We start from the raw sequence: 23,011 nt of genomic DNA on the forward strand, positions 1-23,011 counted from the left end.
TCTCACCTCGGTTCACCTCGTCGGGCGGCTTCGACCGAAGGCGGGAGTGATACCCCCTTGGGGTATGGTGTAATCGGCAGCACGACTGATTCTGGTTCAGTTAGTCTAGGTTCGAGTCCTGGTACCCCAGCCATCGGCGAGAGATCGTCGATTCGGTGAAATCGCCTGCTAGCAGGTATGGTTTCACCAGCCGCGGCCCCATCGTATAGCGGCCTAGTACGTCGCCCTCTCACGGCGGTAACGCGGGTTCGAATCCCGCTGGGGTCACAAATGGCGAAGCGCCCGAGTCCGAAAAGGACTCGGGCGCTTCGCTGTTCGTCATCGTGCCCGGCTGCCCCGGAGCTCGTGTGCTGCGCGATGATCGGGACATGTCCTCACACGTCTGGTATGCCGCGTACGGATCCAACCTGTCTCCGCAGCGGTTCGACTGCTATATCAGCGGCGGCCGTCCCGAGGGCGCTCGACGGACCTACACCGGTTGCCGAGACACCGCGATGCCGACCGGATGCCGGGAGGCCGAGTTGCCGGGTCGGGTGTTGTTCGGCGGGGAGTCCTCGGTGTGGGGAGGTGGCATCGCGTTCTACGATCCGAGCGCCGACGGCCCGTCGCGTGCCACGGCGTATCGCCTGACCGCGCAACAGTTCTCGGACGTGTGGTCCCAGGAGCGGCATCTGCCCGTCGGGGATGACGTGCCGCTGGACGCGGTGGTCTCCGACGGCCGATGGACCGCTGACGACGGTCGCGGTGACCGCCTCTACGACCGGGTCCTGCTCGCCGGCGAGATTGACGGTGAACCGGTGGTGACCTTCACGTTCCCGACGGCACTGCGTCCGGTGGAGCAGCCACCGTCGGCGGCATACGCGGCGACGATCGAGCGCGGCCTCATCGCGACCCACGGGCTGTCGCGTGAGGAGGCGGCGGCATACATCGCGAGCCTGATCAGTGGCCGCGGGTCCGCCCACGAGGACCAGTAGGCTCTGCCGCGTGTGGATGTGGGTCGTGCTGCTCGTGGTGGTCGCTGCGGTGGTCTGTGTGATGCTCGCGCGCCGGGGTGCCGGCCGCAACGTGAGCGCGGACCGCATCGAGGAATTCGATCTGCGCCTGTCGCACGATGCGCGGGTGGCCATCGGGGTGGCGATCGCCAAGCACAAGAAGGTCCTCGCGGTGAAGCTCTATCGGCAGAGCACCGGTGCCGATCTCGCCACCAGTGTGGCCGCAATCGACAAGTGGTACAACGGCGTTCACGGGTAGCGGTCTCCGCAATCAACGACCCGACAGCCGCGCACTGAGCCCCTGTTGCGCGAGTCGGCGCAGGGTCAGGATCACCGGGTCGCTGAGCACCGTCCCGACAGCCACGCGCCGTAGGGCGTCGGCCGGCGTTTCGGGCACCACGGAGAAGTCGACTTCCGCCAGTGCGTCGGCAGCACCGGCGTAGCGCGCGAGGAGCGCCTCGTCGGCAAGCTCGGGTTCGGCAGATGCAAGAGTGCGCATCTGCTCGCCGAGTAGCACCAGCAGTGGTTCGTCATCGTCGACCTGCCAACCATGGTCGGCGACGAATTGCGTTGCGGTCTGTGTCCATTCGTCATCCGGACGTTCCGGCAGCGGGGGAGTGATCGCACGCTGCGCGGTCCCGAGCAGATCGTGCCGGTCGACCGGTGGACCGTCGAGGGTCTCCAGCACTTGGCGCACTCGGCTCAGGCTGAGCCCGCCGCTCTCCATGAGTGCCCGGATGAGTCGGACGCGGTCGACATGTGTCGTGTCGTATGACGCCCGGGTCCGGCTCGTCGCGGTGCCGGCAGGTAGCAGTCCTTCTCGTAGGTAGTACTTCAACGTCGCGACGGGCACCTGTGTCCGATCGGACAACTCGGAGATCAGCATGCCTCGATCTTGACATTGGATAGTGCGACTCGCCAATATTGGAGAGTCGGACTATCCAATGAACCGAGGGGCCGGGATGAAACCACGCATGAGCACGCACGCGCACGAGGGTGAGCTGGTGGTCTTCCTGATCGGCATGACGGTCGGCAAGCCCTGGCGGGTGGACCGCTGGGCGCGCATCGGGAAGGCGATGACGCGCATGCAGCAGGAGCTGCACCGGAACAAGGCATGCGCGGAAGCCGGCGAGGAGGACTGGTTGGGCTTCCTCGGCGGTTACAACTGCGTCGGCCCGCGGGGTCCGGTGTCGGTGCAGTACTGGCGCAGCATCGACGACCTCTACGGCTATGCCGCCAGCGGCGAGCGCGAGCACCGCCCGGCGTGGTTGGACTACTACCGGCGGGCTCAGCGGTCGTCACGACGCGACGGGATCGGCATCTGGCACGAGACGTATGCCGTCCCGGCAGGTGGGCACGAGTCGGCATACGGCGACGTCACCGACTGGGGACTGGCGGGTGCCACCGGTGCCGTCCCGCTCGCTCGTCGTGGGCGGACGGCTCGCGAGCGGCTGGCCTCGTCGGCCGGGCCGCTCGCGAGCTGAGAGCTCTTGCGGGTCAGGCGGACTCGCCGCGGCGCTGGGTCGCAGCGTGCGCGCGTGCCAGCACTTCGGTGAGCTTGTTCGCGCCCGCGACCACGGTGCCGGCGTGCAGTCGGCCGGGCTGACGCGAGACGCGCTCGATCGGTCCGGAGATCGAGACGGCTGCGATCACGCGCCCGGACGGGCCGCGCACCGGTGCGGACACCGACGCCACTCCCTGCTCGCGCTCGCTCACGCTCTGCGCCCAGCCGCGACGACGCACCGCCGAGAGCATGGTGGCGGTGAACTTCGCGCCGTGCAGGCCACGGTGCAGCCGGTCCGGCTCCTCCCAAGCGAGCAGGATCTGCGCTGCGGAACCTGCCTGCATGGTCAGCGTGGCGCCGACGGGGATCGAGTCGCGCAATCCCATCGGGCGGTCCGCCGCGGCGACGCAGATGCGCTGGTCACCCTGCCGGCGGTAGAGCTGTGCGCTCTCGCTGCAGTGATCGCGCAGCGCGCCGAGCACCGGCCCGGCGGCGGCCAGCAGCCGGTCCTCACCGGCGGCGGATGCGAGTTCGGCCAGTCGCGGACCCAGGATGAATCGTCCCTGGACGTCTCGGGAGACGAACCGGTGGTGCTCGAGTGCGACGGCCAGTCGATGGGCCGTGGGGCGTGCGAGTCCGGTGTGTGCGACCAGTTGGGCGAGGGTTGACGGGCCGGCTTCGAGGGCGGAAAGCACAACGGCAGCCTTGTCCAGAACGCCGACACCGCTAGAGTTGTCCATGCACTGATACTGACGTCTCATTCCGCGAGACGCAAGTCCATGGGGCGTGTTTCGCGGTCAGGCTCGTTCGGTAACAGGCACTCCGAGGCGAATCCACGCCCCCGGAACACGCTCGATGAAGGAGGATCCGACGTGGGAAACACGTTGGCGGAGAAGGTTTGGGAACAACATGTCGTGAGGCATGCCGACGGCGAGCCGGATCTGCTCTACATCGACCTTCATCTGATCCACGAGGTGACCAGTCCGCAGGCCTTCGAGGGACTCCGCCTCGCCGGCCGTGAGGTACGGCGCCCGGACCTGACCGTCGCGACCGAGGACCACAACGTCCCGACGACTCCGGGGCCGATCTCCGACCCCGTGAGCCGGACACAGGTCGAGACGCTGCGCACCAACTGCGAGGAGTTCGGGGTCCGCCTCTTCCCGATGGGGGACGCCGAGCAGGGGATCGTCCACATCATCGGCCCGCAACTGGGCCTGACCCAGCCGGGTATGACGATCGTCTGCGGCGACAGTCACACATCGACCCACGGCGCCTTCGGAGCGCTGTCGTTCGGGATCGGCACCAGCGAGGTCGAGCACGTGCTCGCGACCCAGACGCTGCCGTTGCGTCCGTTCAAGACCATGGCGATCAACATCGAAGGCACGCTGCCCGACGGCGTGACCTCCAAGGACATCATCCTGGCCGTGATCGCCAAGATCGGCACCGGCGGCGGTCAGGGCTACGTGCTGGAGTACCGCGGGTCGGCCGTTCGCGACATGTCCATGGAAGCGCGAATGACGATGTGCAACATGTCGATCGAGGCGGGAGCACGTGCCGGCATGGTCGCACCGGACGAGACGACCTTCGCCTACCTGAAGGGCCGCGAGCACGCCCCCGAGGGCGCTGACTGGGACGCCGCTGTCGAGGCCTGGTCCGGCCTGGTCAGTGACGACGACGCGGTCTTCGACGCCGAGGTGGACATCGACGCAAGTTCCTTGACGCCGTTCGTCACGTGGGGAACCAACCCCGGCCAGGGTCTGCCCCTGTCGGCGTCGGTGCCGGACCCGGAGAGCTTCGCGGGCGAGAACGAGAAGGCGGCCGCGCAGCGCGCGATCGACTACATGGGTCTGACGCCCGGTGTGCCGCTGCGCGAAATCGCTGTAGACACAGTGTTTCTCGGCTCGTGCACCAACGGGCGGATCGAGGACCTGCGCGCCGCCGCAGCCGTGATCAAGGGGCGCAAGGTCGCCGACGGTGTGCGGATGCTCGTCGTGCCCGGCTCGGCGAAGGTGCGACTGCAAGCCGAGGGCGAAGGACTCGACAAGGTCTTCTCCGACGCCGGTGCCGAGTGGCGGCTGGCCGGCTGCTCGATGTGTCTGGGGATGAACCCGGATCAGCTGGACGTGGGGGAGCGCAGCGCTTCGACGTCTAACCGCAATTTCGAGGGACGACAAGGCAAAGGCGGGCGCACCCACTTGGTCAGCCCGCTGGTCGCCGCGGCGACGGCCGTGCGAGGCACGCTGTCCGCGCCGGCCGACCTGCCCACCAACTGAGCCGACGAGGAGCGACAGACATGCAGAAGTTCACCCAGCACACCGGAGTCGGAGTTCCGTTGCGGCGCAGCAATGTCGACACCGACCAGATCATTCCGGCGGTCTACCTGAAGCGGGTCAGCCGGACCGGCTTCGAGGACGGACTCTTCGCCGCCTGGCGCGGTGACGAGACGTTTGTGCTGAATAACCCTGATTTCACTCATGGTTCGGTGCTTGTTGCCGGTCCTGACTTCGGCACCGGATCGTCGCGTGAGCACGCGGTCTGGGCGTTGATGGACTACGGCTTCAAGGTGGTCCTCTCCTCACGCTTCGCCGACATCTTCCGCGGGAACGCCGGCAAGGCAGGGCTGTTGGCGGCCCAGCTTCGGCAGGAAGACATCGAATTGCTTTGGAAGCTCTTGGAGAACGAGCCGGGCACCCAGGTCACGGTGGACCTCGAGCAGCGGCTCGTGTCGGCAGGTGAGCACACCTTCGGTTTCGAGGTTGACGACTACATTCGCTGGCGCTTGCTGGAGGGTCTGGACGACATCAGTCTGACGCTGCGACACGCGGATCAGATCACAAATTTCGAAAACGTCCGGCCGAGCTGGAAGCCGACGACTCAGACTGCCTGACGGCTTTTGCGCCATACCCCCTCACGCGGGTGTCCCAAATGGGGCACCCGCGTGAATTGTCTTGGCATGTAATCGAATTGGCGAATCAGCGTTGCACTGTGGTCCTCGATACCCACGTTGTGCAGCTGCCGCCAGAGCCTTTGACAAGGCAGCCTCGGACCGCCCAAAGCTGTTGTGCCATGGGCGAATAGAGCGGCGTTGCTGGTTGCCGACTGGACGTGGTGGGCATACCGTCTATTCCCAATCGAGCGTCAGCTTGAGGAATCACACCGGACGCCCGGTCGGAAGCCGGCACCATTGAAGGGGATACGACCCATGAACAAGGCAGAGCTCATCCAGAGCCTGGAAACTCGTCTCGGCAGTAAGAAGGCAGCCAGCGACGCTCTGGAGGCTGTCGTGGATGCGATCATCCGCGAGGTCGCCAAGGGCAACAAGGTCGGCATCACCGGCTTCGGCACCTTCGAGAAGATCTCTCGCGCCGCCCGCACCGGACGTAACCCGCGGACCGGCACGACCGTCCGCATCAAGAAGACCGCTGTGCCGAAGTTCAAGCCTGGCACCGCATTCAAGACTGTCGTCGCCAACCCGCGGTCGCTGCCCAAGACTGGCAACGCCGGTGGCCGCGCCTCGAGTGCTGCTGAGCCGGCGAAGAAGACGGCCGCCAAGAAGTCCGCGGCCAAGAAGGCGACGGCCAAGAAGACGACGGCCAAGAAGGCCACCGCGAAGAAGGCCACCCCGGCCAAGGCGGCTGCCAAGAAGACGACGACCAAGAAGGCCACCGCGAAGAAGGCCACCCCGGCCAAGGCGGCTGCCAAGAAGACCACCGCGAAGAAGGTCACTCCGGCGAAGAAGACCGCTGCGAAGAAGACCACCGCGAAGAAGGCAACGGCCAAGAAGACCACGGCAAAGCGCGCATCGCGCCGCTGACACGGCATCACCGCAGACCGGCGGCCCACCCGTTGTGCACGGGACGGGTCGCCGGTCTGTGTGTATCCGTCAGGGCCCGTCCGTGTCTGTCAGGGACGACCGTCAGGGTCGGCCCGACGACTCAGCGAATGCGCTGCCCGGTGCCGATGCCCTCGATCCAGAGACGGCTCACGCCACCTCCGTCGACCTCGATGCTGACCCGCTGGCCGACCCGCAGATGGCGCAGGTGGGACTTGGCGAAGGTCGAGTGCTCGACCGTGAGCAACCGTCCGTTGTCGGTCAGGACCGCGCCGGTGCCGGTCTCCTCGTCGAAGGTGTGGATCGTCGCCTGCATGGCAGCAGCCTACGGCCGGTCGTCCAGCAGACGTCGGGTCCATGGCCCGACACCCAGGCCGCGGGCAACGTCGAGAGCCGCGTCGTTGTCGACATCGGTGCGCAGCCGCGGAAGGTCCAGGTCGAGCGTCGTCGCAGCCCGGGCGTGGCGTGCGGCGGAGCCGGTGCCGAAACGCGGGACGAGACGGGAGACGTCGTGGTGGGTGAACAACACCGTGCCGGTGCCTTCGTGATCCGGGACGATCGCAGCTTCCGTCGCAGCGCAGGCAGCAAGCCCGTCGGTCAGCTCTCGAGCAGAAAGTGCGGGCAGGTCGCCGAGCAGGACCGCCGCGGGACTGTGCGGCGCCACCGCAGCGACTGCCGAAATGCCTGCGGCCACAGCGGCATTCAGGCCGCGGCTCGGGTCGTCGACCAGGACCGCGCCCGGCTCGCCCATCTGCAAACGGACCTCGGGGTCGGCAGTCACCACGAACACCTGACTGGCCGGCACCACGTCGAGGACGGCCTGCAACGTGTCGAGCGCGATCGCGAGTGCGAGGTCCTGTCGCTGGACGCCGGCCGGAGGGCGCAACCTGGATTTGCCTCGGGCGCTGTGCTTCACCGGGACGATGACGCGCCAGGTCGAAGTGACTGTGGACTCCACGCCATGATGTTCTCATCCGTCCCGGTTGCGACCGGGAGGCGGCTCACTTCCGCGGCGACGGCGTGGTGGGTTTAGATACAGGCTCAGACAGGTGGAAGCAGGTAATGTCGCGTGCGTCGCGTGCGAGGTATGACGCTCGCCCGGAACGGACCGGGATGCCAGGCCGAGCGAGCCCGCCGAGCGCACTGATGAGAAGGAGCCAGCACTCGTGTCACGTCCCCCGATGACCGAGAACATCGAGCCGATGTACTCCAAGGTGATCACGACGCTCTACCCGGTCATGCAACGCATCACGCTGCGCGACTGGGCGGGTGCGGAGAACATCCCCCGGGAAGGCGGCTTCGTCGCGGCGGCGAACCACATCTCCAACATGGATCACTTCCCGCTGGCTCACTTTCTCGTCGAGCACGGCCGGGCACCGCACTACCTGGCTAAGTCATCGCTGTTCAAGCCACCGGGCGTGCGGCAGATCCTGAACGGCACCGGACAGATCCCCGTCTATCGAGGCACGTCCCGGGCGACGTCGGCGCTGTCGGCAGCCACTGCGGCGCTCGAGCGTGGCGCATGCGTTTGTGTCTACCCGGAGGGGACGATCACCCGTGAACCCGACTTCTGGCCGATGGTCGGCAAGTCCGGTGCCGCGCGGCTCGCGCTCGAGGGCAACGTCCCGCTGCTCCCGCTCGCGATCTGGGGCACCCGCGAGATGATGTGGCCCTACCGCGACAAGGTTCCGAAGTTGTTTCCCCGCAAGCTGGTTCACGTCGTGGCCGGTCCGCCGATCGATCTCGACGACCTGCGGGACGGGCCGGTCGACGGACAGAAGCTGCGCGTGGCGACCGACCGCCTGATGGACGAGATCACCAGATTGTTGGAGGGTGTCCGTCACGAGAGCGCGCCGCAGACCCGGTTCGACCCGCGTAAGCAGACGCCTGCGCGAGGGGGCGGCCGCGATGGGCGACCGACCGAGACGAAGGGTGATCGATGACACGGGTGGCAGTGCTCGGCGGCGGCAACTGGGGCACGGCATACGCCGCGATCATGGCGGATGCCGGCTGCACAGTCCGCATGTGGGCCAGGCGGGCAGAGATCGTCGACGAGATCAACACCGATCACGTCAACTCCGGCTACCTGGCCAATCGCGTGTTGCCGGAAGCAGTCTCGGCGACGACGTCATACGCCGAGGCCCTGGACGGTGCCGAGATCGTGGTGGTGGCGGTGCCGTCGCAGACGCTGCGGACCAACCTGGCCGACTGGCGCGAGTCACTGCCGTCCGACGCACCCGTGGTCTCCCTGATGAAGGGCATCGAGCTGGGCACCGGCGAACGCATGAGCCAGGTCATTGCCGAGGCCGGTGAGATCGAGCCGGACCGGATCGTCGTGGTGTCGGGGCCGAACCTCGCCGAGGAGATCGCTGCCCGGCAGCCGGCGGCGGCCGTTGTCGCATCGGCCAGTCCGCGCGCCCGGGCGAAGGTCGCGGAAGCCAGTGCTACCGGCTATTTCCGCCCCTATCTCGGCACCGACGTCGTCGGCACCGAGATCGCCGGAGCCACCAAGAACGTCATCGCGCTCGCCGTCGGCATGGCGTCCGGCATGGGCATGGGCAACAACACGATGGCCACGCTGCTGACCCGCGGGCTGGCCGAGACCGCCCGTCTCGGAACAGCTTTGGGCGCCGACCCGCAGACCTTCCTCGGTCTCGCCGGCGTCGGTGACCTCGTCGCGACCTGCACGTCGCCGCTGTCGCGCAACCGCACCTTCGGCTACCGGCTGGGACAGGGCCTGTCGCTCCAGGAGGTCATCGACAGCACGAAGCAGACCGCCGAGGGCGTGAAGTCGTGCGAGTCGATCCTGCAGCTGGCGCAGGGAGTCGACGTCGACGTGCCGATCGTGGAGAACGTCACCGCCGTCGTGCACGAGGGCCGCGCGCCGCAGGACGTCGTCGGACCGCTGATGTCCCGTGCCCGCAAGCACGAGACGAACTGACCGGGCCGATCTGCCCGATCTGCCCGCGGTCAGGCGCTGAAACTGCGCAGCGCCGCGTCCAGGTCCCGCCACAGGTCGTCGACGTCCTCGACACCGACCGACAGTCGGACGAGTGCGTCCGGCACGCTCTCCGGCTCACCGGCGTGCCGCCGACGGCGCTCCAGCGACGACTCCACACCGCCGAGACTCGTTGCCGGAAGCCACAATTCGACGCTCTGCTCAATGTGCTCGGCGGCCGGCTGACCGCCGGTGGGCTCGAGACACACGATGGCGCCCAGCCCGGGGTAGCGGACCCGGGCGACGGCGTCGTGCTCGGCCAGTCGGGTCGCGAGCTCGGCGGCATTGGCGCACGCGCGCTCCATCCGCAGGTGCAGTGTCCGCATGCCGCGCAGCGCCAGCCACGCCTCGTGCGGGCCGGGGATGGCGCCGTGCAACGTGCGGTGGTTGCGCAGCCGGGCCAGCAGGTCGTCGTCACCGGTCACCGTCGCACCGAGCACCACATCGGAGTGGCCGGCGAGGTATTTGGTGACGGAGTGCACGACCACATCTGCCCCCAACTCCAGAGGGCGGGCGAGCAGCGGGGTGTTGAAGGTGTTGTCGACCACCGAGACCACGCCGCGCTGCCCGGCCGCTGCCAGGATCGTCGGCAGATCGGCAACTTCCAACATCGGATTGGTCGGCGACTCCAGCCAGATCATGTCCGCGCCGTCCAGCGCCGCGACCGTCGCCGCGGTGTCCGCCGGGTCGACACGGCGGGCCGTCAGCCTCCCGGCCTCGGCCAACTGGTCGACGAGGGACGAGCTGCCGTTGTAGACGTGCTGCGGCAGCACCATCACCCCGCCGTGCGGCACCAGGTCGACGCAGGCGCTGATGGCCGCCATACCGCTGGCGAAACTGAGTGCTGCGCCGCCCTCGAGGTCGCCGAGGACCCGCTCCAGCGACTCCCACGTGCGGTTGCTGAAGCGGCCGTAGGTCGGGCCCTCACCGGCGACATACGTCGAGCTGAGCTCGATCCCCGGCCCCGCGGGTGCCCCGGGCGCGCGGGCCGGGCGGCCGAGACCGACCAGGCGGGTGGCCGGAGCAAGGGCGTGGTGATCGGTGGCGTTGCTCATGGGCTGATCTGGCATGCGCACACCCTGCCACGCCGATCCGTCGGGCAACCTGAGCGTCCACGGCCGAACGGTTAGGCTGCTGGCGATGAACGACAACAGCCCGGCCCCCGAACTCCACGCAGCGGCCGACGAACCCCACCGGAAGCCCGTTGTCGCAATTGTTTTCGGCGGTCGCTCCAGTGAGCATGCTGTGTCCTGCGCGACTGCTGCGAGTGTGCTGAGCGCGATCGATCGCGACCGCTTCGACGTCGTGCCGATCGGGATCTCCCAGGACGGCAGGTGGGTGCTGGTCGCGGACGACCCGGAGCCGTTGCGGCTGACCGCCGATCACACTCCGAGCGTGCACGGTGAGACGACCGCCGTGTTGTCGACCGACCCAGCCGCGCGTGAAGTGATGATATTCCCGCCGAACGAACCACCGCGCCGGCTCACGGCGGTGGACGTGGTCCTGCCGCTGCTGCACGGGCCGTTCGGCGAGGACGGCACGCTGCAGGGACTGCTCGAGCTCGCCGACACCCGTTATGTCGGGTCCGGTGTGTCCGCTTCCGCGGTGATGATGGACAAGGCGTTGATGAAGGTCGTCTTCGCTGCTGCGGGACTGCCCGTCGGTCCCCATGTGGTCATCACGGACAAGGAATGGCGACGTGACAAGGCCGTCTGCCTGGAGACGGCCAACGGCCTGGGTATGCCGGTCTTCGTCAAGCCCGCCCGCGCCGGGTCCAGCGTCGGCGTGGTCAAGGTCGACGAGCCCGCGGACCTGGAAGCCGCGATCGAGACCGCACGCGAGTCGGACCCGAAGGTGCTGGTCGAAGCGGCGATCGCCGGCCGCGAGGTCGAATGCGGCGTGCTCGAGGGACACGGCTGTGATCCCGCACGAGCCAGTCAGGTCGGCGAGATCACCGTGACCGGGGACCGGCATACGTTCTATGACTTCCAGGCGAAATACCTCGACACCGATGCGCAGCTGAGCTGCCCGGCCGACCTGCCGCCCGAGGTCTCCGAGGAGATCCGCGAGCTGTCGGTGAAGGCGTTCGAAGCCGCTGGCTGTGAAGGGCTTTCGCGGGTCGACTGGTTCTACGAGCCCGGCCGTGGCCTGATGCTCAACGAGATCAACACGATGCCCGGTTTCACCCCGCAGTCGATGTTCCCGCGGGTGTGGGCGGAGTCCGGCCTGGACTACCCGTCGCTGATCACCGAGCTCATCGAGTTGGCCCTGGAACGGCGGGTCGGTCTGCGCTGACGGGTCAGGCCCGAAGCCTCAGCTGCAACGGTGCGGGCCCTGCTTGATCTGCTTCGCCGCGGCCGTGAACGCACCCAGCGGCGGCAGGGAGTTGTACTTGGTGGGGACCAGCACCTCGATGGCCGGCGTGCGGCCGTAGGTGACATAACGGCCGCCGTCGGACAGCTTGCTGCCGACCCAGTCGATGCCGTCAACGGAGACACAGCCGGTGGACGTCGGACGCGGAGGCGTCACTCCGCAGCGCGCGATGATCGCCGGGTCACCCCATGCGTGGACGGTGGGGGAGTCGGTGCTCACCTTGCGCGACTTCTGGTTGGAGACAGTCGTCGGCCAGTGCTGAGCTACCTTGGCGCACAACGGGTTTGACGCGTTGTCGGCCGGTGTCGCCTTGACAGTGTCATCACCGCACGCCGCGAGGGATGCCGTGAGCGTCAGGGCGCACACGGCCATGGGGAGTGCTGTGCTTCGCCTCAATCTCGCCTCAGGGGTGCACGACGGTGCAGGTCAGCGTGCGCATGATGCCCGGCGCCTCTTGGATCTTCGCGACCACGAGCGAGCCGAGCTCGTCGAGGTTCTCCGCCTCGGCCCGGGCGATGACGTCGTAGGGCCCGGTCACGTCCTCCGAGGACAGCACCCCGGGGATCTCACGCACCGCGGCGGCGACGGCGGTCGCCTTGCCGAGATCCGCCTGGATGAGGATGTAGGCCTGAACCATTGCGTAGTCTCCCGAGTGAGTCTGCGAACCCCGCGCTGCGGGGTCCCGGCGCGATCGCCGCGTCTGGCGGAAACGCTACCGTGCCGGGGTATTCCAGCGGTGATGAAGGGTGGAAACCACAGGTATGACGCACTCACCGGACCCGCGCACCCTGGCCGATGTGGAGGAGCAGGAACTCCTGGACACGGTGCTGCCGAGATTCGCGACGCGCCGGGACGTGCTGGTCGGCCCGGGCGACGACACCGCGCTGCTGCGGTTGCGGTCCGGTGCGGCGCTCGCGACGACCGACACGATGGTGCTCGGCAGGGACTGGCTGGACGGCTGGTCGACCGGGGCGGATGTGGGGCACAAGCTCGTGGTGCAGAACGTCGCCGACATCGCTGCGATGGGCGGTCGGTGCACCGGGCTGCTGGTGACGCTGGTCGCCGACGAGGACACGACGCTGCAGTGGGTGTCCGACTTCACCGATGCCGTCGCAGCGGCAGCGCAGGCCGCAGCGACCGCGGTGATCGGCGGTGACCTGTCCTCGGCACCCGCGGGTGTCCGGATGGTCAGCATCACCGCTCTGGGCGAACTCGACAGCGTCGCACCGGTGCTGCGTTCGGGAGCTCGTGCCGGGGACGTCGTGGCGGTGTGCGGAACGCTGGGCAGGGCCGCCGCGGGGCTGGTGCTGCTGCAGCGTGGCACGCCGGAAGCGGGCCCGGATCTCGTTCTCGCGCAACGTCGTCCGGCTGCGCCATACGACCAGGGGCCGCGGGCGGCACACGCCGGCGCGACGGCCATGATCGACATCTCCGATGGGCTGCTGCGGGACGCCGGCCGGATCGCCCGTGCCAGTGGTGTCCGGATCGACCTGGATCCGGCGGCGCTCGCCGGCGACATACAGGCTCTCGCTCCGGCGCTGGACACGGCGGAGGCCGAGGAGTGCGTGCTGACGGGAGGCGAGGAGCACAGTCTCCTGGCGACGTTCCCGATCGGCTCGGTGCCGTCCGGTTGGCGACAGATCGGGGTCGTCGGCGCCGGTGCGGGGGTCACCGTGGGCGGCCGCGAACACGTCCGGGTGGGTTGGGATCATTTCGGTTCGGCAAAGACCGACTGAAACGCTCAACACCGAACGTTGGATTGTGTGACATACGGAGTAGTCTTCGGCGGAGTCGCGCAATCCGCCGCGTCCCATCGAGTCGCTCGGTGGCCCCACAGAAAGCCGCAGGTGCCCCATGCCTATGGATTCGTCCGCGTTGAGACTCGATGCCGGACCGGTCGACTACATCCTCATCGCGCTCTACTTCGTCTTCGTCATCGGCATCGGACTGGTGGCTCGCCGCCAGGTGTCCAGCAGTGTCGACTTCTTCCTCTCCGGCCGCTCGCTGCCGGCCTGGATCACCGGACTCGCCTTCATCTCGGCGAACCTCGGTGCCACGGAGATCATGGGGATGTCCGCCAGCGGTGCGCAGATCGGTATGGCGACGTTCCACTACTACTGGATCGGCGCGATCCCGGCGATGCTCTTCCTCGCCGTGGTGATGATGCCCTTCTACTACGGCTCCGGGGTGCGCAGTGTCCCGGAGTTCATGCGGCGCCGTTTCGGGCCGGAGGCACACCTGGTCAACGCGATCAGCTTCGCCGTCGCCCAGGTGCTGATCGCCGGCATCAACCTCTATCTGCTGGCGACCATCGTCAACACGCTCTTCGGATGGAGCATCTGGCTGTCCACGGTCATTGCCGCCATCATCGTGTTGTCCTACATCACCCTCGGTGGGCTGTCCGCAGCCATCTACAACGAGGTGCTGCAGTTCTTTGTCATCGTCGCGGCCCTGCTGCCGTTGACATTGGTGGCGATGCACAAGATCGGCGGTTGGGGCGGCCTGAAGGACAAGCTGCAGGCGCAGAACTTCGCGCACGACCCGATGCAGTCGTGGCCAGGTCAAGGGCTGACCAACTTCGGCAGTGCGACCTTGTCGGTCATCGGCATCGTCTTCGGTCTCGGTTTCGTGCTGTCCTTCGGTTACTGGACGACGAACTTCGTCGAGGTCCAGCGTGCGATGGTCAGCAAGGACATGAACTCCGCACGGCGCGCGCCGATCATCGGCACCTTCCCGAAGATGTTCATTCCGTTCATCATCATCATCCCCGGTATGGCGGCCGCCGGCCTCGGCGCGTTCTCCGGCTCGGGGGAGCACGACTACAACAACGCGCTGCTGTTCCTGATGCGGGACCTGTTGCCCAACGGTCTGCTCGGTGTCGCGATCGCGGGCATGCTCGCCGCGTTCATGGCCGGTATGGCGGCGAACATCTCGGCGTTCAACACCGTCATGTCCTACGACATCTGGCAGACGTATGTCGTCAAGGATCGTGACGACAAGTACTACCTGGACTTCGGGCGCATAGCGACCGTCGGCGCGACGGTGCTCGCGATCGGCACGTCCGCCTTTGCCAGCCAGTACAGCAACGTCATGAACTACCTGCAGACGTTGTTCGGCTTCTTCAACGCGCCGTTGTTCGCGACGTTCATCCTCGGCATGTTCTGGAAGAAGATGACGCCGGCTGCCGGTTGGACCGGCCTGGTCGCGGGCACGCTCGGTGCGGTGCTCGTCGGTATCGCCTCCGAGGACGCACTCGGTGGCGCCTCACAGGGCTGGATCGGACTGTCCGGGCAGGGCGCGAGCTTCGTGTGCGCCGGTGCCGCGTTCGTCATCGACATCATCGTGAGCGTGATCGTCACCGGCTTCACGGCACCGAAGCCGGAGTCGGAGCTGCGCGGTCTGGTGAAGTCGTTGACCCCCAAGGAGGACCACGCCGAGGAGGCTGTCGCCCACTGGTGGCTGTCGCCGGTGAAGCTGGCCGGCGTCTCGCTTGCCATGGTCATCATCCTCAACGTCATCTTCCACTGACCGGTCTGATCGAAAGGAGCTGAGAGTCATGACTGCTGAAACGACATCCGATCCGCACAAGCACACCGCCGGCTTGTTCGACGTGCGCAACATCATCGCCGCGCTGATGGGCATCTACGGCATCGTGCTGTTCGTCATGGGCCTGGTCAACTTCACCGACGAGGACAAGCGCAAGGCCGACGACTTCAACCTCAACCTGTGGTGCGGGCTGGGGATGTTCATCTTCGCCGTCTGTATGGCGCTGTGGTGCTACCTGCGGCCGATCGTGGTCGACGAGGTGGAGCTCGAGCGGGACAAGGCAGCCGCCGAGATGAGCAACCCCAACCTGCCGACGGACGACTGACCCGCGTGACGTCCGCACGGAGGTAGTCCTCGCCGGCCCTTCCACCGACAGGCACCTCCATTGCCGAGAGGCCCCCGGATTCAGGTCGATCTCGCCTGGATCCGGGGGCCTCTCGGCACAAAGGAGTGCCTCTCGGCACAAAGGAGTGCCTCTCGGCATACAGAAACGGGCCGTCCCACGTGGGACGACCCGTTGTCAGTTGTCAGCGTGGACTATCAACGCTTGACCTTGCCCGCCTTGAGGCAGGAGGTGCAGACGTTCAGACGCTTCGGGGTCACACCGGCCTCGCCCACGAGCGCCTTGACGCGCTGGATGTTGGGGTTCCAACGACGCTTGGTGCGGCGGTGCGAGTGCGAGATGTTGTGACCGAAGCCGGGTCCCTTGCCGCAGACGTCGCAGGTGGCAGCCACGGTGAATCTCCTTGGAGTAAATGGTTGAAGAACAAGTTGCTCCGCGGGCATGCCGCAAGACATGTCGCATACGGGAACTGCACGATCGTAGCCGAGACGGGGTCCGGTCTCCAAAACGGGGGAGTGAGCCGGCGGACGGGCCAGGATAGGCTTGAGGCTGCCCGTGTCGACCAGGAAAGGCTCTCCAGCGTCCCATGCCGCTCGAACTCCTCGACCTGGCAGCGTTGCGCCGGTGGGTCATCACCGCGCGTGCCGACCTCGCGGCATACGCAGAGGCGCTCAACGGCCTCAACGTCTTCCCGGTGCCCGACGGTGACACCGGCAGCAATCTGCTGATGACGATGAGCGACGCCGTCGACGAACTCGACCGGCGTGCCCCGGACACCATCGCAGCCGCGACCGCGGAGATGGCCAGCGCGATGCTGACCGCGGCCCGCGGCAATTCCGGTGTGATCCTCAGTCAGCTGTCCCGTGGCGTGAGCGAGGTCGTCGCTGCGGACGGTGGCGCTCTCGGCGGGCATCAGCTCGCCCGCGTGCTGAGTCGGGCGGCGGAGCTCGCCCAGGACGGTGTCTCGGCGCCGGTGCCCGGCACGATCCTCACGGTGGCGGACGCCGCAGCGCGCTCCGCAGACCGGACCGACCGGCGTGGTGCCGGGTTGCTCGAGGTGATCGATCAGGCTGTGGCCGGTGCCGCCGCCGCGCTGCTGCGCACTCGCATCGACAATCCGGTGCTGTGCCGCGCAGGAGTCGTGGATGCCGGCGGAGCGGGATATCTGCTGGTGCTCGAAGCACTGCAACGCGTGGTGCACGGCGTCGGCGGTCTCGCGGTCAATGCGTCCGCCGAGCCCGAGTGGTTGGTGACCAGTCGCGCGGCCGCCGATGTGCCGGTGGACTGTGCCGATGACGCGCCGGTCGACGGACCGGCATACGAGGTGATGTTCCTGCTGGAGCAGGCAGATGGGGACGCCGTGGGTGAGCTGAAGACGGTGCTGCACGACCTGGGTGACTCACTGGTGGTGGCGGGCGGACCGGAGCACTACTCGGTGCACGTGCACGTCGACGACGTGGCCGCCGCGGTGAATGCCGGCGTGGACGCGGGGCGGGCACACCGTTTCCGGATCACTCGATTCGCCGACCAGGTCGCGGACGGATCCGCCGAGCAGACACCGGAATTCGTGATCCTCGCGCTGACCCACGGACAGGGGGTCGCCCACGAGTTCAAGCGCGCCGGGTTCACCGCGATCACGGACTGGAGTGATCGGCGGGCGCTGACGGGCCAGCTAGGACGCGTCGGGACGTTGCTGTTGTGTGCCTGCCCCGAGGCGTATGACGTGGCGGCCGCGCTGAGCGACGGAGTGGGGGACAGCGCGGCGGACGACGCGATGGACGACGGGATGATCGTGGCGGTGGGTCATGACGCGGCGCAGGCGCTCGCGGCGGCGGCCGTCCTCGACCCGGACCTCGGCTTCGACCAGTCCTGTGCGGCCGCCCGGGACGTCGTCCGTGGCGTCGCCAGTCGCAGGGTTGTCGGTGATCCGGGGGATGATGCGCTCATGCAGCAGATCCGGGAGGTCATCGACGGTGTGCCGGGTGCGGAGCTGGTGACCTTGGTGACCGGCGACGGCCTGGCCGCGGACCGGATCGACCGGTTGCTCCGGACGCTCGCGACCGATCACGCCGCGCTCGAGGTCACGCACGTCTCCGGCGGGATCGGCGAGCCGTTGCTCACCATCGGGGTCGAGTAGATGCCGATCACGCGCAGCAGCTCGCTCAAACCGGTCGTGGGCAAGGTCGCGACCAAGCTGGAGAAGGCCCGTGGTCTGCGGACTGTGGGCGACCTGCTCGACTTCCTGCCCAGGCGATATCTCGACGCCAGCAAGAGCGGGCGGCTGTCGGACTTCCACCCCGGTCAGGACGCCGTGCTGGTCGCGACCATCGTGTCGGCGCAGACCCGGCCGATGCGCGGTCGCAAGGGCAGGATGCTGACCGCGGTGCTGCAGGACGCCGACGGGCAGCAGGCGTCGTTGGTCTTCTTCAGCGCGTGGGGTCACGAGGAGCGGCTGGTGTCGGGGGCACACGGTGTCTTCCGCGGCAAGATGCAGACCTACGGGCGCACCCTGCAGCTCGCGCACCCGGAATACACGCTCTTCACCGGAGGGGAGACCGACCCCGTTTACCGGGGCGGCCTGATCCCGCTCTACCCCTCGGTCAAGGGCGTCACCGACATGCAGTTGACGCAGACGATGCGGTTGGTCCTGGAGCAGGTCGAGCTGGACGACCCGGTGCCGCAGGACATCCGCCAGGACCGCAAGCTGCTCGACCTGCGGGCGGCATACGAGCACGTGCACTTCCCGCAGCAGGACGCCGACTGGGGGCGCGGCAAGCGCCGGCTGCGGTATGACGAGGCGCTCGTCGTGCAGACGGTCCTCGCGCAACGACGCGCACAGGCTCGCCAGGAGGAGGCGACGCCGCGCACCGCGGTGTCCGGCGGGCTGCTGGAGGCATTCGACGCCCGGCTGCCGTTCGAGCTGACCGACGGGCAGCGGCAGGTCGGTGAGCAGATCGCGCACGACATGGCGCAGGGCCATCCGATGCATCGTCTGCTGCAGGGCGAGGTCGGCTCCGGCAAGACCATCGTGGCGTTGCGCGCGATGCTCGCGGCGATCGACGCGGGAGCGCAGGCGGCGTTGCTGGCTCCCACCGAGGTTCTCGCGCAGCAGCACGAGCGATCCATCTCCGCCATGCTCGGCGAGCTCGGGCAGGCCGGGATGCTCGGCGGGGCGGACAACGCCACCCGCGTCGCGCTGCTCACCGGATCGATGACCAAGTCGCAGCGGGAGAAGGTCCTGCTCGACATCGCGACGGGCCCGGTCGGCATCGTGATCGGCACACATGCCCTGATCCAGGAGCACGTGATGTTCGCCGACCTCGGCCTGGTGGTCGTCGACGAGCAGCACCGCTTCGGCGTCGAGCAGCGAGATGCGTTGCGTGCGAAGGCGGTTCGCCCACCGCATGTGTTGGTGATGACGGCAACGCCGATCCCGCGCACGGTCGCGATGACCGTCTTCGGCGACATGGACACCTCCGTGCTCAGCGAGTTGCCGCGCGGGCGACAGCCGATCGCCAGCCACGTCGTGCCGGGCAACCGCGAGTCGTGGATGGCGCGCACCTGGCAGCGGGTGGCCGAGGAGGTCCGCGCCGGTCATCAGGCGTATGTCGTCTGCCCCCGGATCGGCGATCCGATGGATGCCTCGCTCGAGGTGCCCGGGGACTTCGACGGCGAGCCGCCGCCCGACTTCGAGCCCTATGGCGGGGGTGAGGAGCCCGAGACCCCGCGCGAGCTGATCGGAGTGCACCAGCAGCTCGAACGCCTCCGCGAGGAGCCCGCGCTGCACGGCCTGCGGGTCGAGATGCTGCACGGTCGGATATCGGCCGAGGACAAGGACGCGGTGATGCAGGCATTCGGTGCCGGCGACATCGACGTCCTGGTCTCGACCACCGTGATCGAGGTCGGCGTCGACGTGCCCAACGCGACGGCGATGGTGGTGATGGACGCGGACCGCTTCGGCATCTCCCAGCTGCACCAGCTGCGCGGCCGGGTCGGGCGTGGAGCGGCCGCCGGGTTGTGTCTGCTGGTGACCGAGACCGAGAACCCCGACACGGTCGAGCGGTTGGAGGCGGTCGCCGCGACCGCGGACGGCTTCCGGCTGGCCGACCTCGACCTGTCGCTGCGGCGCGAGGGGGACGTGCTCGGCGCCTCGCAGAGCGGCACCCGCAGCCAGCTGCGGCTGCTGCGGTTGAGTCATCCGTCCGACGTCGAGCTCATCGACTTCGCCCGGCACGACGCGACCGCGATCGTCGACACCGACCCGTCGCTGACTGCCTACCCTCGCCTGGCCGAGCTGGTCGCCGACCGGTTGAGCGACGAGCAGGCCGCGTTCCTGGAGCGCGGATGACGCGCGTCATCGCGGGCAGCGCCGGTGGGCGGCGGTTGCTGACCCCGAGCGGGTCCGGCACGCGCCCCACGTCGGATCGGGTGCGGGAGGCCGTCTTCGGTCGCTTGGAGCATCTGGACGCCATCGCCGGGTCCCACGTCGTCGACCTGTATGCCGGCTCCGGTGCACTCGGGCTGGAAGCAGTCTCGCGGGGGGCGGCGTCGGCGTTGCTGGTCGAATCGGACCGGAAGGCCGCCGCGACCATCGACAAGAACGTGCGGCATCTCGGGCTGGCGGGGGTGTCGGTGCGCGCCGGGAGCGTCGAGTCAGTGGTCGGCGCTCCGTTGTCGCAGCCTGCCGACCTGGTGTTCGTCGACCCGCCATACGCCGTGGGGGAGGAGGCGCTGGCGGACGTGCTGGCCGGACTGGTCCGGCACGGGTCCCTGGCCGTCGACGCCGTGCTGGTCGTCGAGCGGTCCAGTCGCTCCGCGGAGCCGGTGTGGCCCGAGGACGTCGAGCTGATCGGGCCGCGCCGCTACGGCGAGACCACCTGCTGGTTCGCCGAATACGTCCCCGACGGCGACACGGCCTGAGATCGGTGATTTACAGTGCCTGGCATGAGCGGCAACCCCCGGCGGTGCGTGTGCCCCGGCTCCTACGACCCGATCACCAACGGCCATCTGGACGTCATCACGCGCGCGAACGAGCTGTACGACGACGTCGTCGTGGCGGTGTTGCACAACGCCGCCAAGCAGGGGACGTTCAGCCCCGACGAACGCATCGAGTTGATCAGTGCTGCGTCCGAGCACCTGCCGAACGTGCGGGCGGTCGCCTTCGGTGACCGGCTGATCGTCGACGTATGCCGCGAGCTCGACGCCGGTGTGCTGCTGAAGGGCATTCGCGGGCTCACCGACTACGAGTACGAACTGCCCATGGCGTTGATGAACCGCGAGATGACGGGCGTCGAGACAGTGCTGCTGCCGGGCGATCCGGCATACACGCACTACTCGAGTTCGTTGATCCGGCTGATCGCCGAGCGCGGCGCCGACATCAGCTCGATGGTTCCGCCACCGGTGCTTCAGCCGCTGATCGAGCGGCTGGCCCCGACGAACGACTGAACCACCACGTCGCGCCGAGCGTCCCCAGCACGCCGAGCAGGATGTAGACGACCAGGCAGATCAGCTGGCCGGACAGATGCCGTCCGTCGAAGTAGACGATGTTGCGCAATGCGCTGGTGCCGGCGCCGTTCGGGATCAGCGGCCCGATGACCCGCCAGAACCCTGGCAGCACATTCAACTGATAGGCGCCGCCTGCGGACGGGTTGCCGAGCACGACGAAGACCAGGATCGTCACACCGATGCCGATGATGCCGAACAACGCCTCCATGGCGATCGTGACTGTGGAACTTGCCAATACGACCAGGACGCCGATGCCGGCGATCGCCCAGAAGTGCCCGGTCAGCGCGCCGAGCATCGGATCGGCGACCACCGCGCCGAGCAGGCCGCTGGCGACGGCATACGGAACGAGGGCGGTGAGCCGCCCGACCGCTGCGCCGATGCCACTCGGACGTGGGCTGCCGAGGATGCCGATCGCGGCGGCCAACAGGTAACCCCCGACGATCCACCCGATCACGACGTAGAAGCCGCTCAGCCCGCGCGCATCGTGCCGTTGCAGGGGGACGAGGTCAGTGCTCTCGGCGCTGCGCTGCTGCGCTTTCTCGAACTGCGCGATGACTCCCTCGACGGCGGTGACCGTGGCCGAACCGCCGCCGCCGGCGACATACAAAGTGTCCTTCTTGCTCGAGCCGGACATCACCAGCGCCGCGCTGCTGTCGCCGGTGGTCACCTCCTGCTTCGCCGTCGCGGCGTTCGCGACCGGCAGTGCCTTCAGCGGCTTGCCGTCCAGGCCGTTCAGCTGCGCGACGACCTGCTCCGTCCGCTGGCCGGCTGTGACCGAGATGGTGATCTCGTGCGCCGACGGTGAGTGGAACGCGCCGACATAGCTCGCGATGAAGGCGAGCTGCAGCACCAGCACGCCGAAAATCAGCAGCAGAATCCGTGGTGTCGCGATGCCCCGCAACTCACCGAGGAAGTCCGTCGGCGGCGCGTCGGACGGTGCTGCAGTTGCGCCCGCCTCGTGTTTTCCCTGTCGCATGGCGAACCTCCCTGAAGACGGTCACTACATCTGCAAAACATCTGCAAACCTACGATGTGCGGCGTCGGTTTGGGAGACCGGGCACCCAACCGGTAGCCTTGACCCTCGGTCTTGTCGTTCTCGGTAAGACCGTGCCATGTCACCTGACAAACACCCTGGATGATGCACACCGATTCGCGACGCCCGCTGGCTCTTGACACCAAGGAGCTCCCGCGGCGACCCGGTCGGATGCTCGAGGGTGAGGTCCAGGTGGCGGCGCCCGAGCACTTCGGCACCGATGTGATCAGCGTGCCGGAAGGTCAACCGATGACCTTGCGGCTGCGGCTCGAATCGGTGATGGAAGGCGTTCTGGTGACCGGCACGGTCCACGCCACGGCGACCGGTGCTTGCGTGCGGTGCCTGGAACCCGTCGATCTGCCGATCGAGGTCCCGTTTCAGGAGCTGTTCGCTTACGCCGATCGAGCTGCCCACCACCACGAGGTGGAGGACGGCGACGAAGAAGACGTGCACGAGCTGGACGGCGATCTCGCCGATCTCGAGCCCGTGCTGCGGGATGCGGTGGTGCCTGCACTGCCGTTCCAGCCGGTATGCCGGGAAGACTGCCCGGGTCTGTGCTCCGAATGCGGGGCGCGGCTCGCGGACGACCCGACGCACCACCACGAAGTGATCGACCCCCGGTGGTCGGCGCTGGCACAACTTGCCGGCGACGACACGAACACCGACAACGACGAGAAGAGGAATTGACGTGGCTGTCCCGAAGCGGAAGATGTCGCGCTCGAACACCCGGTCCCGCCGCGCGCAGTGGAAGGCGGCCCCGGTCGCGCTGTCCACCTGCCCGCAGTGCAACGCGCCGAAGCAGTCGCACGTCGCGTGCCCGGCGTGCGGTTCGTACAAGGACCGTCACTACAGCGCCGCGGAGCGCACCGAGCACCAGGCCTGACG

Annotated in this window: 27 protein-coding genes and 2 tRNA genes; 20 read left to right on the plus strand and 9 right to left on the minus strand. The window is 67.9% G+C overall.

All coding sequences use genetic code 11. The features are described 5' to 3' along the window. Nucleotides 1–58: 58 nt before the first annotated feature. From ACSZL9_RS10580 to ACSZL9_RS10595, 4 genes are all read left to right on the plus strand, one after another. Nucleotides 59–133, plus strand: a tRNA-Gln gene (locus tag ACSZL9_RS10580). Between the two features lie 61 nt (nt 134–194). After that, nucleotides 195–267, plus strand: a tRNA-Glu gene (locus tag ACSZL9_RS10585). 101 nt (nt 268–368) lie between these two features. Next, nucleotides 369–974 carry a histone deacetylase gene (locus tag ACSZL9_RS10590; RefSeq protein WP_446665456.1) on the plus strand — a complete coding sequence of 202 codons (606 nt, stop codon included), beginning with the start codon at nt 369–371 and terminating at the stop codon, nt 972–974. A 10-nt stretch (nt 975–984) separates the two neighbouring features. Continuing rightward, on the plus strand, nt 985–1,251 hold the full coding sequence (locus tag ACSZL9_RS10595; RefSeq protein WP_446665457.1) for a hypothetical protein: 267 nt from the start codon (nt 985–987) through the stop codon (nt 1,249–1,251). 12 nt (nt 1,252–1,263) lie between these two features. On the opposite strand, the gene ACSZL9_RS10600 is transcribed toward ACSZL9_RS10595, so the two are convergent. After that, on the minus strand, nt 1,264–1,878 hold the full coding sequence (locus ACSZL9_RS10600) for a MerR family transcriptional regulator (protein WP_446665458.1): 615 nt from the start codon (nt 1,876–1,878) through the stop codon (nt 1,264–1,266). A gap of 88 nt (nt 1,879–1,966) precedes the next feature. Here ACSZL9_RS10600 and ACSZL9_RS10605 point away from each other — a divergent pair, with 88 nt between their 5' ends. Next, nucleotides 1,967–2,476, plus strand: a complete 510-nt coding sequence (locus ACSZL9_RS10605) for a DUF4188 domain-containing protein (protein WP_446665459.1) — start codon at nt 1,967–1,969, stop codon at nt 2,474–2,476. A 13-nt stretch (nt 2,477–2,489) separates the two neighbouring features. On the opposite strand, the gene ACSZL9_RS10610 is transcribed toward ACSZL9_RS10605, so the two are convergent. Continuing rightward, nucleotides 2,490–3,236, minus strand: coding sequence for an IclR family transcriptional regulator (locus ACSZL9_RS10610; protein ID WP_446665460.1), 747 nt, complete (start codon nt 3,234–3,236; stop codon nt 2,490–2,492). A 132-nt stretch (nt 3,237–3,368) separates the two neighbouring features. Between ACSZL9_RS10610 and leuC the strand changes: the two genes are divergently transcribed. From leuC to ACSZL9_RS10625, 3 genes are all read left to right on the plus strand, one after another. Beyond that, the gene (gene leuC / locus ACSZL9_RS10615) at nt 3,369–4,769 is read left to right on the plus strand and encodes a 3-isopropylmalate dehydratase large subunit (protein WP_446665461.1); all 1,401 of its coding nucleotides are present in this window, start codon (nt 3,369–3,371) and stop codon (nt 4,767–4,769) included. A gap of 20 nt (nt 4,770–4,789) precedes the next feature. Beyond that, a complete protein-coding gene (gene leuD, locus ACSZL9_RS10620; RefSeq protein ID WP_446665462.1) occupies nt 4,790–5,383 on the plus strand; it encodes a 3-isopropylmalate dehydratase small subunit in 594 nt (197 codons plus the stop codon). A 315-nt stretch (nt 5,384–5,698) separates the two neighbouring features. Next, nucleotides 5,699–6,310 (plus strand): HU family DNA-binding protein, encoded by a 612-nt coding sequence (locus tag ACSZL9_RS10625; RefSeq protein WP_446665463.1) that lies wholly within the window; start codon nt 5,699–5,701, stop codon nt 6,308–6,310. Nucleotides 6,311–6,431: 121 nt separating this feature from the next. On the opposite strand, the gene ACSZL9_RS10630 is transcribed toward ACSZL9_RS10625, so the two are convergent. Together ACSZL9_RS10630 and cofC are read right to left on the minus strand one after the other, a co-directional pair. Continuing rightward, nucleotides 6,432–6,644: a hypothetical protein gene (locus tag ACSZL9_RS10630; protein WP_446665464.1), complete on the minus strand. Its 213-nt coding sequence runs from the start codon at nt 6,642–6,644 to the stop codon at nt 6,432–6,434. 9 nt (nt 6,645–6,653) lie between these two features. Then, nucleotides 6,654–7,286 carry a 2-phospho-L-lactate guanylyltransferase gene (gene cofC, locus ACSZL9_RS10635; protein WP_446665465.1) on the minus strand — a complete coding sequence of 211 codons (633 nt, stop codon included), beginning with the start codon at nt 7,284–7,286 and terminating at the stop codon, nt 6,654–6,656. Nucleotides 7,287–7,494: 208 nt separating this feature from the next. Between cofC and ACSZL9_RS10640 the strand changes: the two genes are divergently transcribed. Next, nucleotides 7,495–8,271 (plus strand): lysophospholipid acyltransferase family protein, encoded by a 777-nt coding sequence (locus ACSZL9_RS10640; protein WP_446665466.1) that lies wholly within the window; start codon nt 7,495–7,497, stop codon nt 8,269–8,271. Then, on the plus strand, nt 8,268–9,269 hold the full coding sequence (locus tag ACSZL9_RS10645) for an NAD(P)H-dependent glycerol-3-phosphate dehydrogenase (RefSeq protein WP_446665467.1): 1,002 nt from the start codon (nt 8,268–8,270) through the stop codon (nt 9,267–9,269). Before ACSZL9_RS10640 ends, ACSZL9_RS10645 begins: the two co-directional genes overlap by 4 nt. 29 nt (nt 9,270–9,298) lie before the next feature. Here ACSZL9_RS10645 and ACSZL9_RS10650 read toward each other — a convergent pair whose 3' ends face one another. Further along, nucleotides 9,299–10,396: a trans-sulfuration enzyme family protein gene (locus ACSZL9_RS10650; RefSeq protein WP_446665468.1), complete on the minus strand. Its 1,098-nt coding sequence runs from the start codon at nt 10,394–10,396 to the stop codon at nt 9,299–9,301. 70 nt (nt 10,397–10,466) lie between these two features. Between ACSZL9_RS10650 and ACSZL9_RS10655 the strand changes: the two genes are divergently transcribed. Beyond that, nucleotides 10,467–11,621 (plus strand): D-alanine--D-alanine ligase family protein, encoded by a 1,155-nt coding sequence (locus tag ACSZL9_RS10655; protein WP_446665469.1) that lies wholly within the window; start codon nt 10,467–10,469, stop codon nt 11,619–11,621. A gap of 18 nt (nt 11,622–11,639) precedes the next feature. Here ACSZL9_RS10655 and ACSZL9_RS10660 read toward each other — a convergent pair whose 3' ends face one another. After that, nucleotides 11,640–12,071 (minus strand): DUF3515 family protein, encoded by a 432-nt coding sequence (locus ACSZL9_RS10660; RefSeq protein ID WP_446665470.1) that lies wholly within the window; start codon nt 12,069–12,071, stop codon nt 11,640–11,642. 31 nt (nt 12,072–12,102) lie between these two features. Continuing rightward, on the minus strand, nt 12,103–12,336 hold the full coding sequence (locus ACSZL9_RS10665; RefSeq protein WP_446665471.1) for an Lrp/AsnC family transcriptional regulator: 234 nt from the start codon (nt 12,334–12,336) through the stop codon (nt 12,103–12,105). A gap of 124 nt (nt 12,337–12,460) precedes the next feature. On the opposite strand from ACSZL9_RS10665, the gene thiL reads away from it, so the two are divergent. The 3 genes from thiL (at nt 12,461) to ACSZL9_RS10680 (ending at nt 15,570) form a co-directional block, all read left to right on the plus strand. Beyond that, complete coding sequence (thiL, locus tag ACSZL9_RS10670) at nt 12,461–13,435, plus strand: thiamine-phosphate kinase (RefSeq protein WP_446665472.1); 975 nt, start codon at nt 12,461–12,463, stop codon at nt 13,433–13,435. Between the two features lie 124 nt (nt 13,436–13,559). Beyond that, nucleotides 13,560–15,227 (plus strand): sodium:solute symporter family protein, encoded by a 1,668-nt coding sequence (locus ACSZL9_RS10675; protein ID WP_446665794.1) that lies wholly within the window; start codon nt 13,560–13,562, stop codon nt 15,225–15,227. A 28-nt stretch (nt 15,228–15,255) separates the two neighbouring features. Continuing rightward, nucleotides 15,256–15,570 carry a hypothetical protein gene (locus ACSZL9_RS10680; protein WP_446665473.1) on the plus strand — a complete coding sequence of 105 codons (315 nt, stop codon included), beginning with the start codon at nt 15,256–15,258 and terminating at the stop codon, nt 15,568–15,570. Between the two features lie 215 nt (nt 15,571–15,785). Here the strand turns inward: ACSZL9_RS10680 and rpmB are convergent, their stop codons facing one another. Further along, nucleotides 15,786–15,980: a 50S ribosomal protein L28 gene (rpmB, locus tag ACSZL9_RS10685; RefSeq protein WP_166118878.1), complete on the minus strand. Its 195-nt coding sequence runs from the start codon at nt 15,978–15,980 to the stop codon at nt 15,786–15,788. 194 nt (nt 15,981–16,174) lie between these two features. Between rpmB and ACSZL9_RS10690 the strand changes: the two genes are divergently transcribed. Genes ACSZL9_RS10690 through coaD form a run of 4 tightly spaced genes read left to right on the plus strand, consistent with a single transcriptional unit; the run spans nt 16,175 to nt 21,033 of the window. Then, nucleotides 16,175–17,725 (plus strand): DAK2 domain-containing protein, encoded by a 1,551-nt coding sequence (locus tag ACSZL9_RS10690; RefSeq protein ID WP_446665474.1) that lies wholly within the window; start codon nt 16,175–16,177, stop codon nt 17,723–17,725. After that, nucleotides 17,726–19,936 (plus strand): ATP-dependent DNA helicase RecG, encoded by a 2,211-nt coding sequence (locus ACSZL9_RS10695; protein ID WP_446665475.1) that lies wholly within the window; start codon nt 17,726–17,728, stop codon nt 19,934–19,936. Next, nucleotides 19,933–20,508 (plus strand): 16S rRNA (guanine(966)-N(2))-methyltransferase RsmD, encoded by a 576-nt coding sequence (rsmD, locus tag ACSZL9_RS10700; protein WP_446665476.1) that lies wholly within the window; start codon nt 19,933–19,935, stop codon nt 20,506–20,508. Before ACSZL9_RS10695 ends, rsmD begins: the two co-directional genes overlap by 4 nt. Nucleotides 20,509–20,532: 24 nt before the next feature. Beyond that, complete coding sequence (gene coaD, locus ACSZL9_RS10705; protein WP_446665477.1) at nt 20,533–21,033, plus strand: pantetheine-phosphate adenylyltransferase; 501 nt, start codon at nt 20,533–20,535, stop codon at nt 21,031–21,033. Here the strand turns inward: coaD and ACSZL9_RS10710 are convergent. After that, on the minus strand, nt 20,966–22,069 hold the full coding sequence (locus ACSZL9_RS10710; RefSeq protein ID WP_446665478.1) for a hypothetical protein: 1,104 nt from the start codon (nt 22,067–22,069) through the stop codon (nt 20,966–20,968). The genes coaD and ACSZL9_RS10710 overlap by 68 nt on opposite strands. A 159-nt stretch (nt 22,070–22,228) precedes the next feature. Between ACSZL9_RS10710 and ACSZL9_RS10715 the strand changes: the two genes are divergently transcribed. Together ACSZL9_RS10715 and rpmF are read left to right on the plus strand one after the other, a co-directional pair. After that, nucleotides 22,229–22,813 (plus strand): YceD family protein, encoded by a 585-nt coding sequence (locus ACSZL9_RS10715; protein WP_446665479.1) that lies wholly within the window; start codon nt 22,229–22,231, stop codon nt 22,811–22,813. 1 nt (nt 22,814) lies between these two features. After that, nucleotides 22,815–23,009, plus strand: coding sequence for a 50S ribosomal protein L32 (rpmF, locus tag ACSZL9_RS10720; RefSeq protein WP_446665480.1), 195 nt, complete (start codon nt 22,815–22,817; stop codon nt 23,007–23,009). Nucleotides 23,010–23,011: the final 2 nt, after the last annotated feature.

This window comes from Flexivirga sp. B27 (assembly GCF_052905685.1).

Coding starts and splice junctions, on each gene's coding strand:
- ACSZL9_RS10675 (WP_446665794.1), top strand. CDS start 13,560: ATGGATTCGTCCGCGTTGAGACTCGATGCCGGACCGGTCGACTACATC.
- ACSZL9_RS10600 (WP_446665458.1), bottom strand. CDS start 1,878: ATGCTGATCTCCGAGTTGTCCGATCGGACACAGGTGCCCGTCGCGACG.
- ACSZL9_RS10660 (WP_446665470.1), bottom strand. CDS start 12,071: ATGGCCGTGTGCGCCCTGACGCTCACGGCATCCCTCGCGGCGTGCGGT.
- coaD (WP_446665477.1), top strand. CDS start 20,533: ATGAGCGGCAACCCCCGGCGGTGCGTGTGCCCCGGCTCCTACGACCCG.
- ACSZL9_RS10655 (WP_446665469.1), top strand. CDS start 10,467: ATGAACGACAACAGCCCGGCCCCCGAACTCCACGCAGCGGCCGACGAA.
- ACSZL9_RS10605 (WP_446665459.1), top strand. CDS start 1,967: ATGAGCACGCACGCGCACGAGGGTGAGCTGGTGGTCTTCCTGATCGGC.
- rsmD (WP_446665476.1), top strand. CDS start 19,933: ATGACGCGCGTCATCGCGGGCAGCGCCGGTGGGCGGCGGTTGCTGACC.
- ACSZL9_RS10630 (WP_446665464.1), bottom strand. CDS start 6,644: ATGCAGGCGACGATCCACACCTTCGACGAGGAGACCGGCACCGGCGCG.
- leuD (WP_446665462.1), top strand. CDS start 4,790: ATGCAGAAGTTCACCCAGCACACCGGAGTCGGAGTTCCGTTGCGGCGC.
- ACSZL9_RS10625 (WP_446665463.1), top strand. CDS start 5,699: ATGAACAAGGCAGAGCTCATCCAGAGCCTGGAAACTCGTCTCGGCAGT.
- ACSZL9_RS10590 (WP_446665456.1), top strand. CDS start 369: ATGTCCTCACACGTCTGGTATGCCGCGTACGGATCCAACCTGTCTCCG.
- thiL (WP_446665472.1), top strand. CDS start 12,461: ATGACGCACTCACCGGACCCGCGCACCCTGGCCGATGTGGAGGAGCAG.
- ACSZL9_RS10680 (WP_446665473.1), top strand. CDS start 15,256: ATGACTGCTGAAACGACATCCGATCCGCACAAGCACACCGCCGGCTTG.
- ACSZL9_RS10665 (WP_446665471.1), bottom strand. CDS start 12,336: ATGGTTCAGGCCTACATCCTCATCCAGGCGGATCTCGGCAAGGCGACC.
- ACSZL9_RS10715 (WP_446665479.1), top strand. CDS start 22,229: ATGATGCACACCGATTCGCGACGCCCGCTGGCTCTTGACACCAAGGAG.
- ACSZL9_RS10650 (WP_446665468.1), bottom strand. CDS start 10,396: ATGCCAGATCAGCCCATGAGCAACGCCACCGATCACCACGCCCTTGCT.
- ACSZL9_RS10710 (WP_446665478.1), bottom strand. CDS start 22,069: ATGCGACAGGGAAAACACGAGGCGGGCGCAACTGCAGCACCGTCCGAC.
- ACSZL9_RS10695 (WP_446665475.1), top strand. CDS start 17,726: ATGCCGATCACGCGCAGCAGCTCGCTCAAACCGGTCGTGGGCAAGGTC.
- ACSZL9_RS10610 (WP_446665460.1), bottom strand. CDS start 3,236: ATGGACAACTCTAGCGGTGTCGGCGTTCTGGACAAGGCTGCCGTTGTG.
- ACSZL9_RS10690 (WP_446665474.1), top strand. CDS start 16,175: ATGCCGCTCGAACTCCTCGACCTGGCAGCGTTGCGCCGGTGGGTCATC.
- ACSZL9_RS10645 (WP_446665467.1), top strand. CDS start 8,268: ATGACACGGGTGGCAGTGCTCGGCGGCGGCAACTGGGGCACGGCATAC.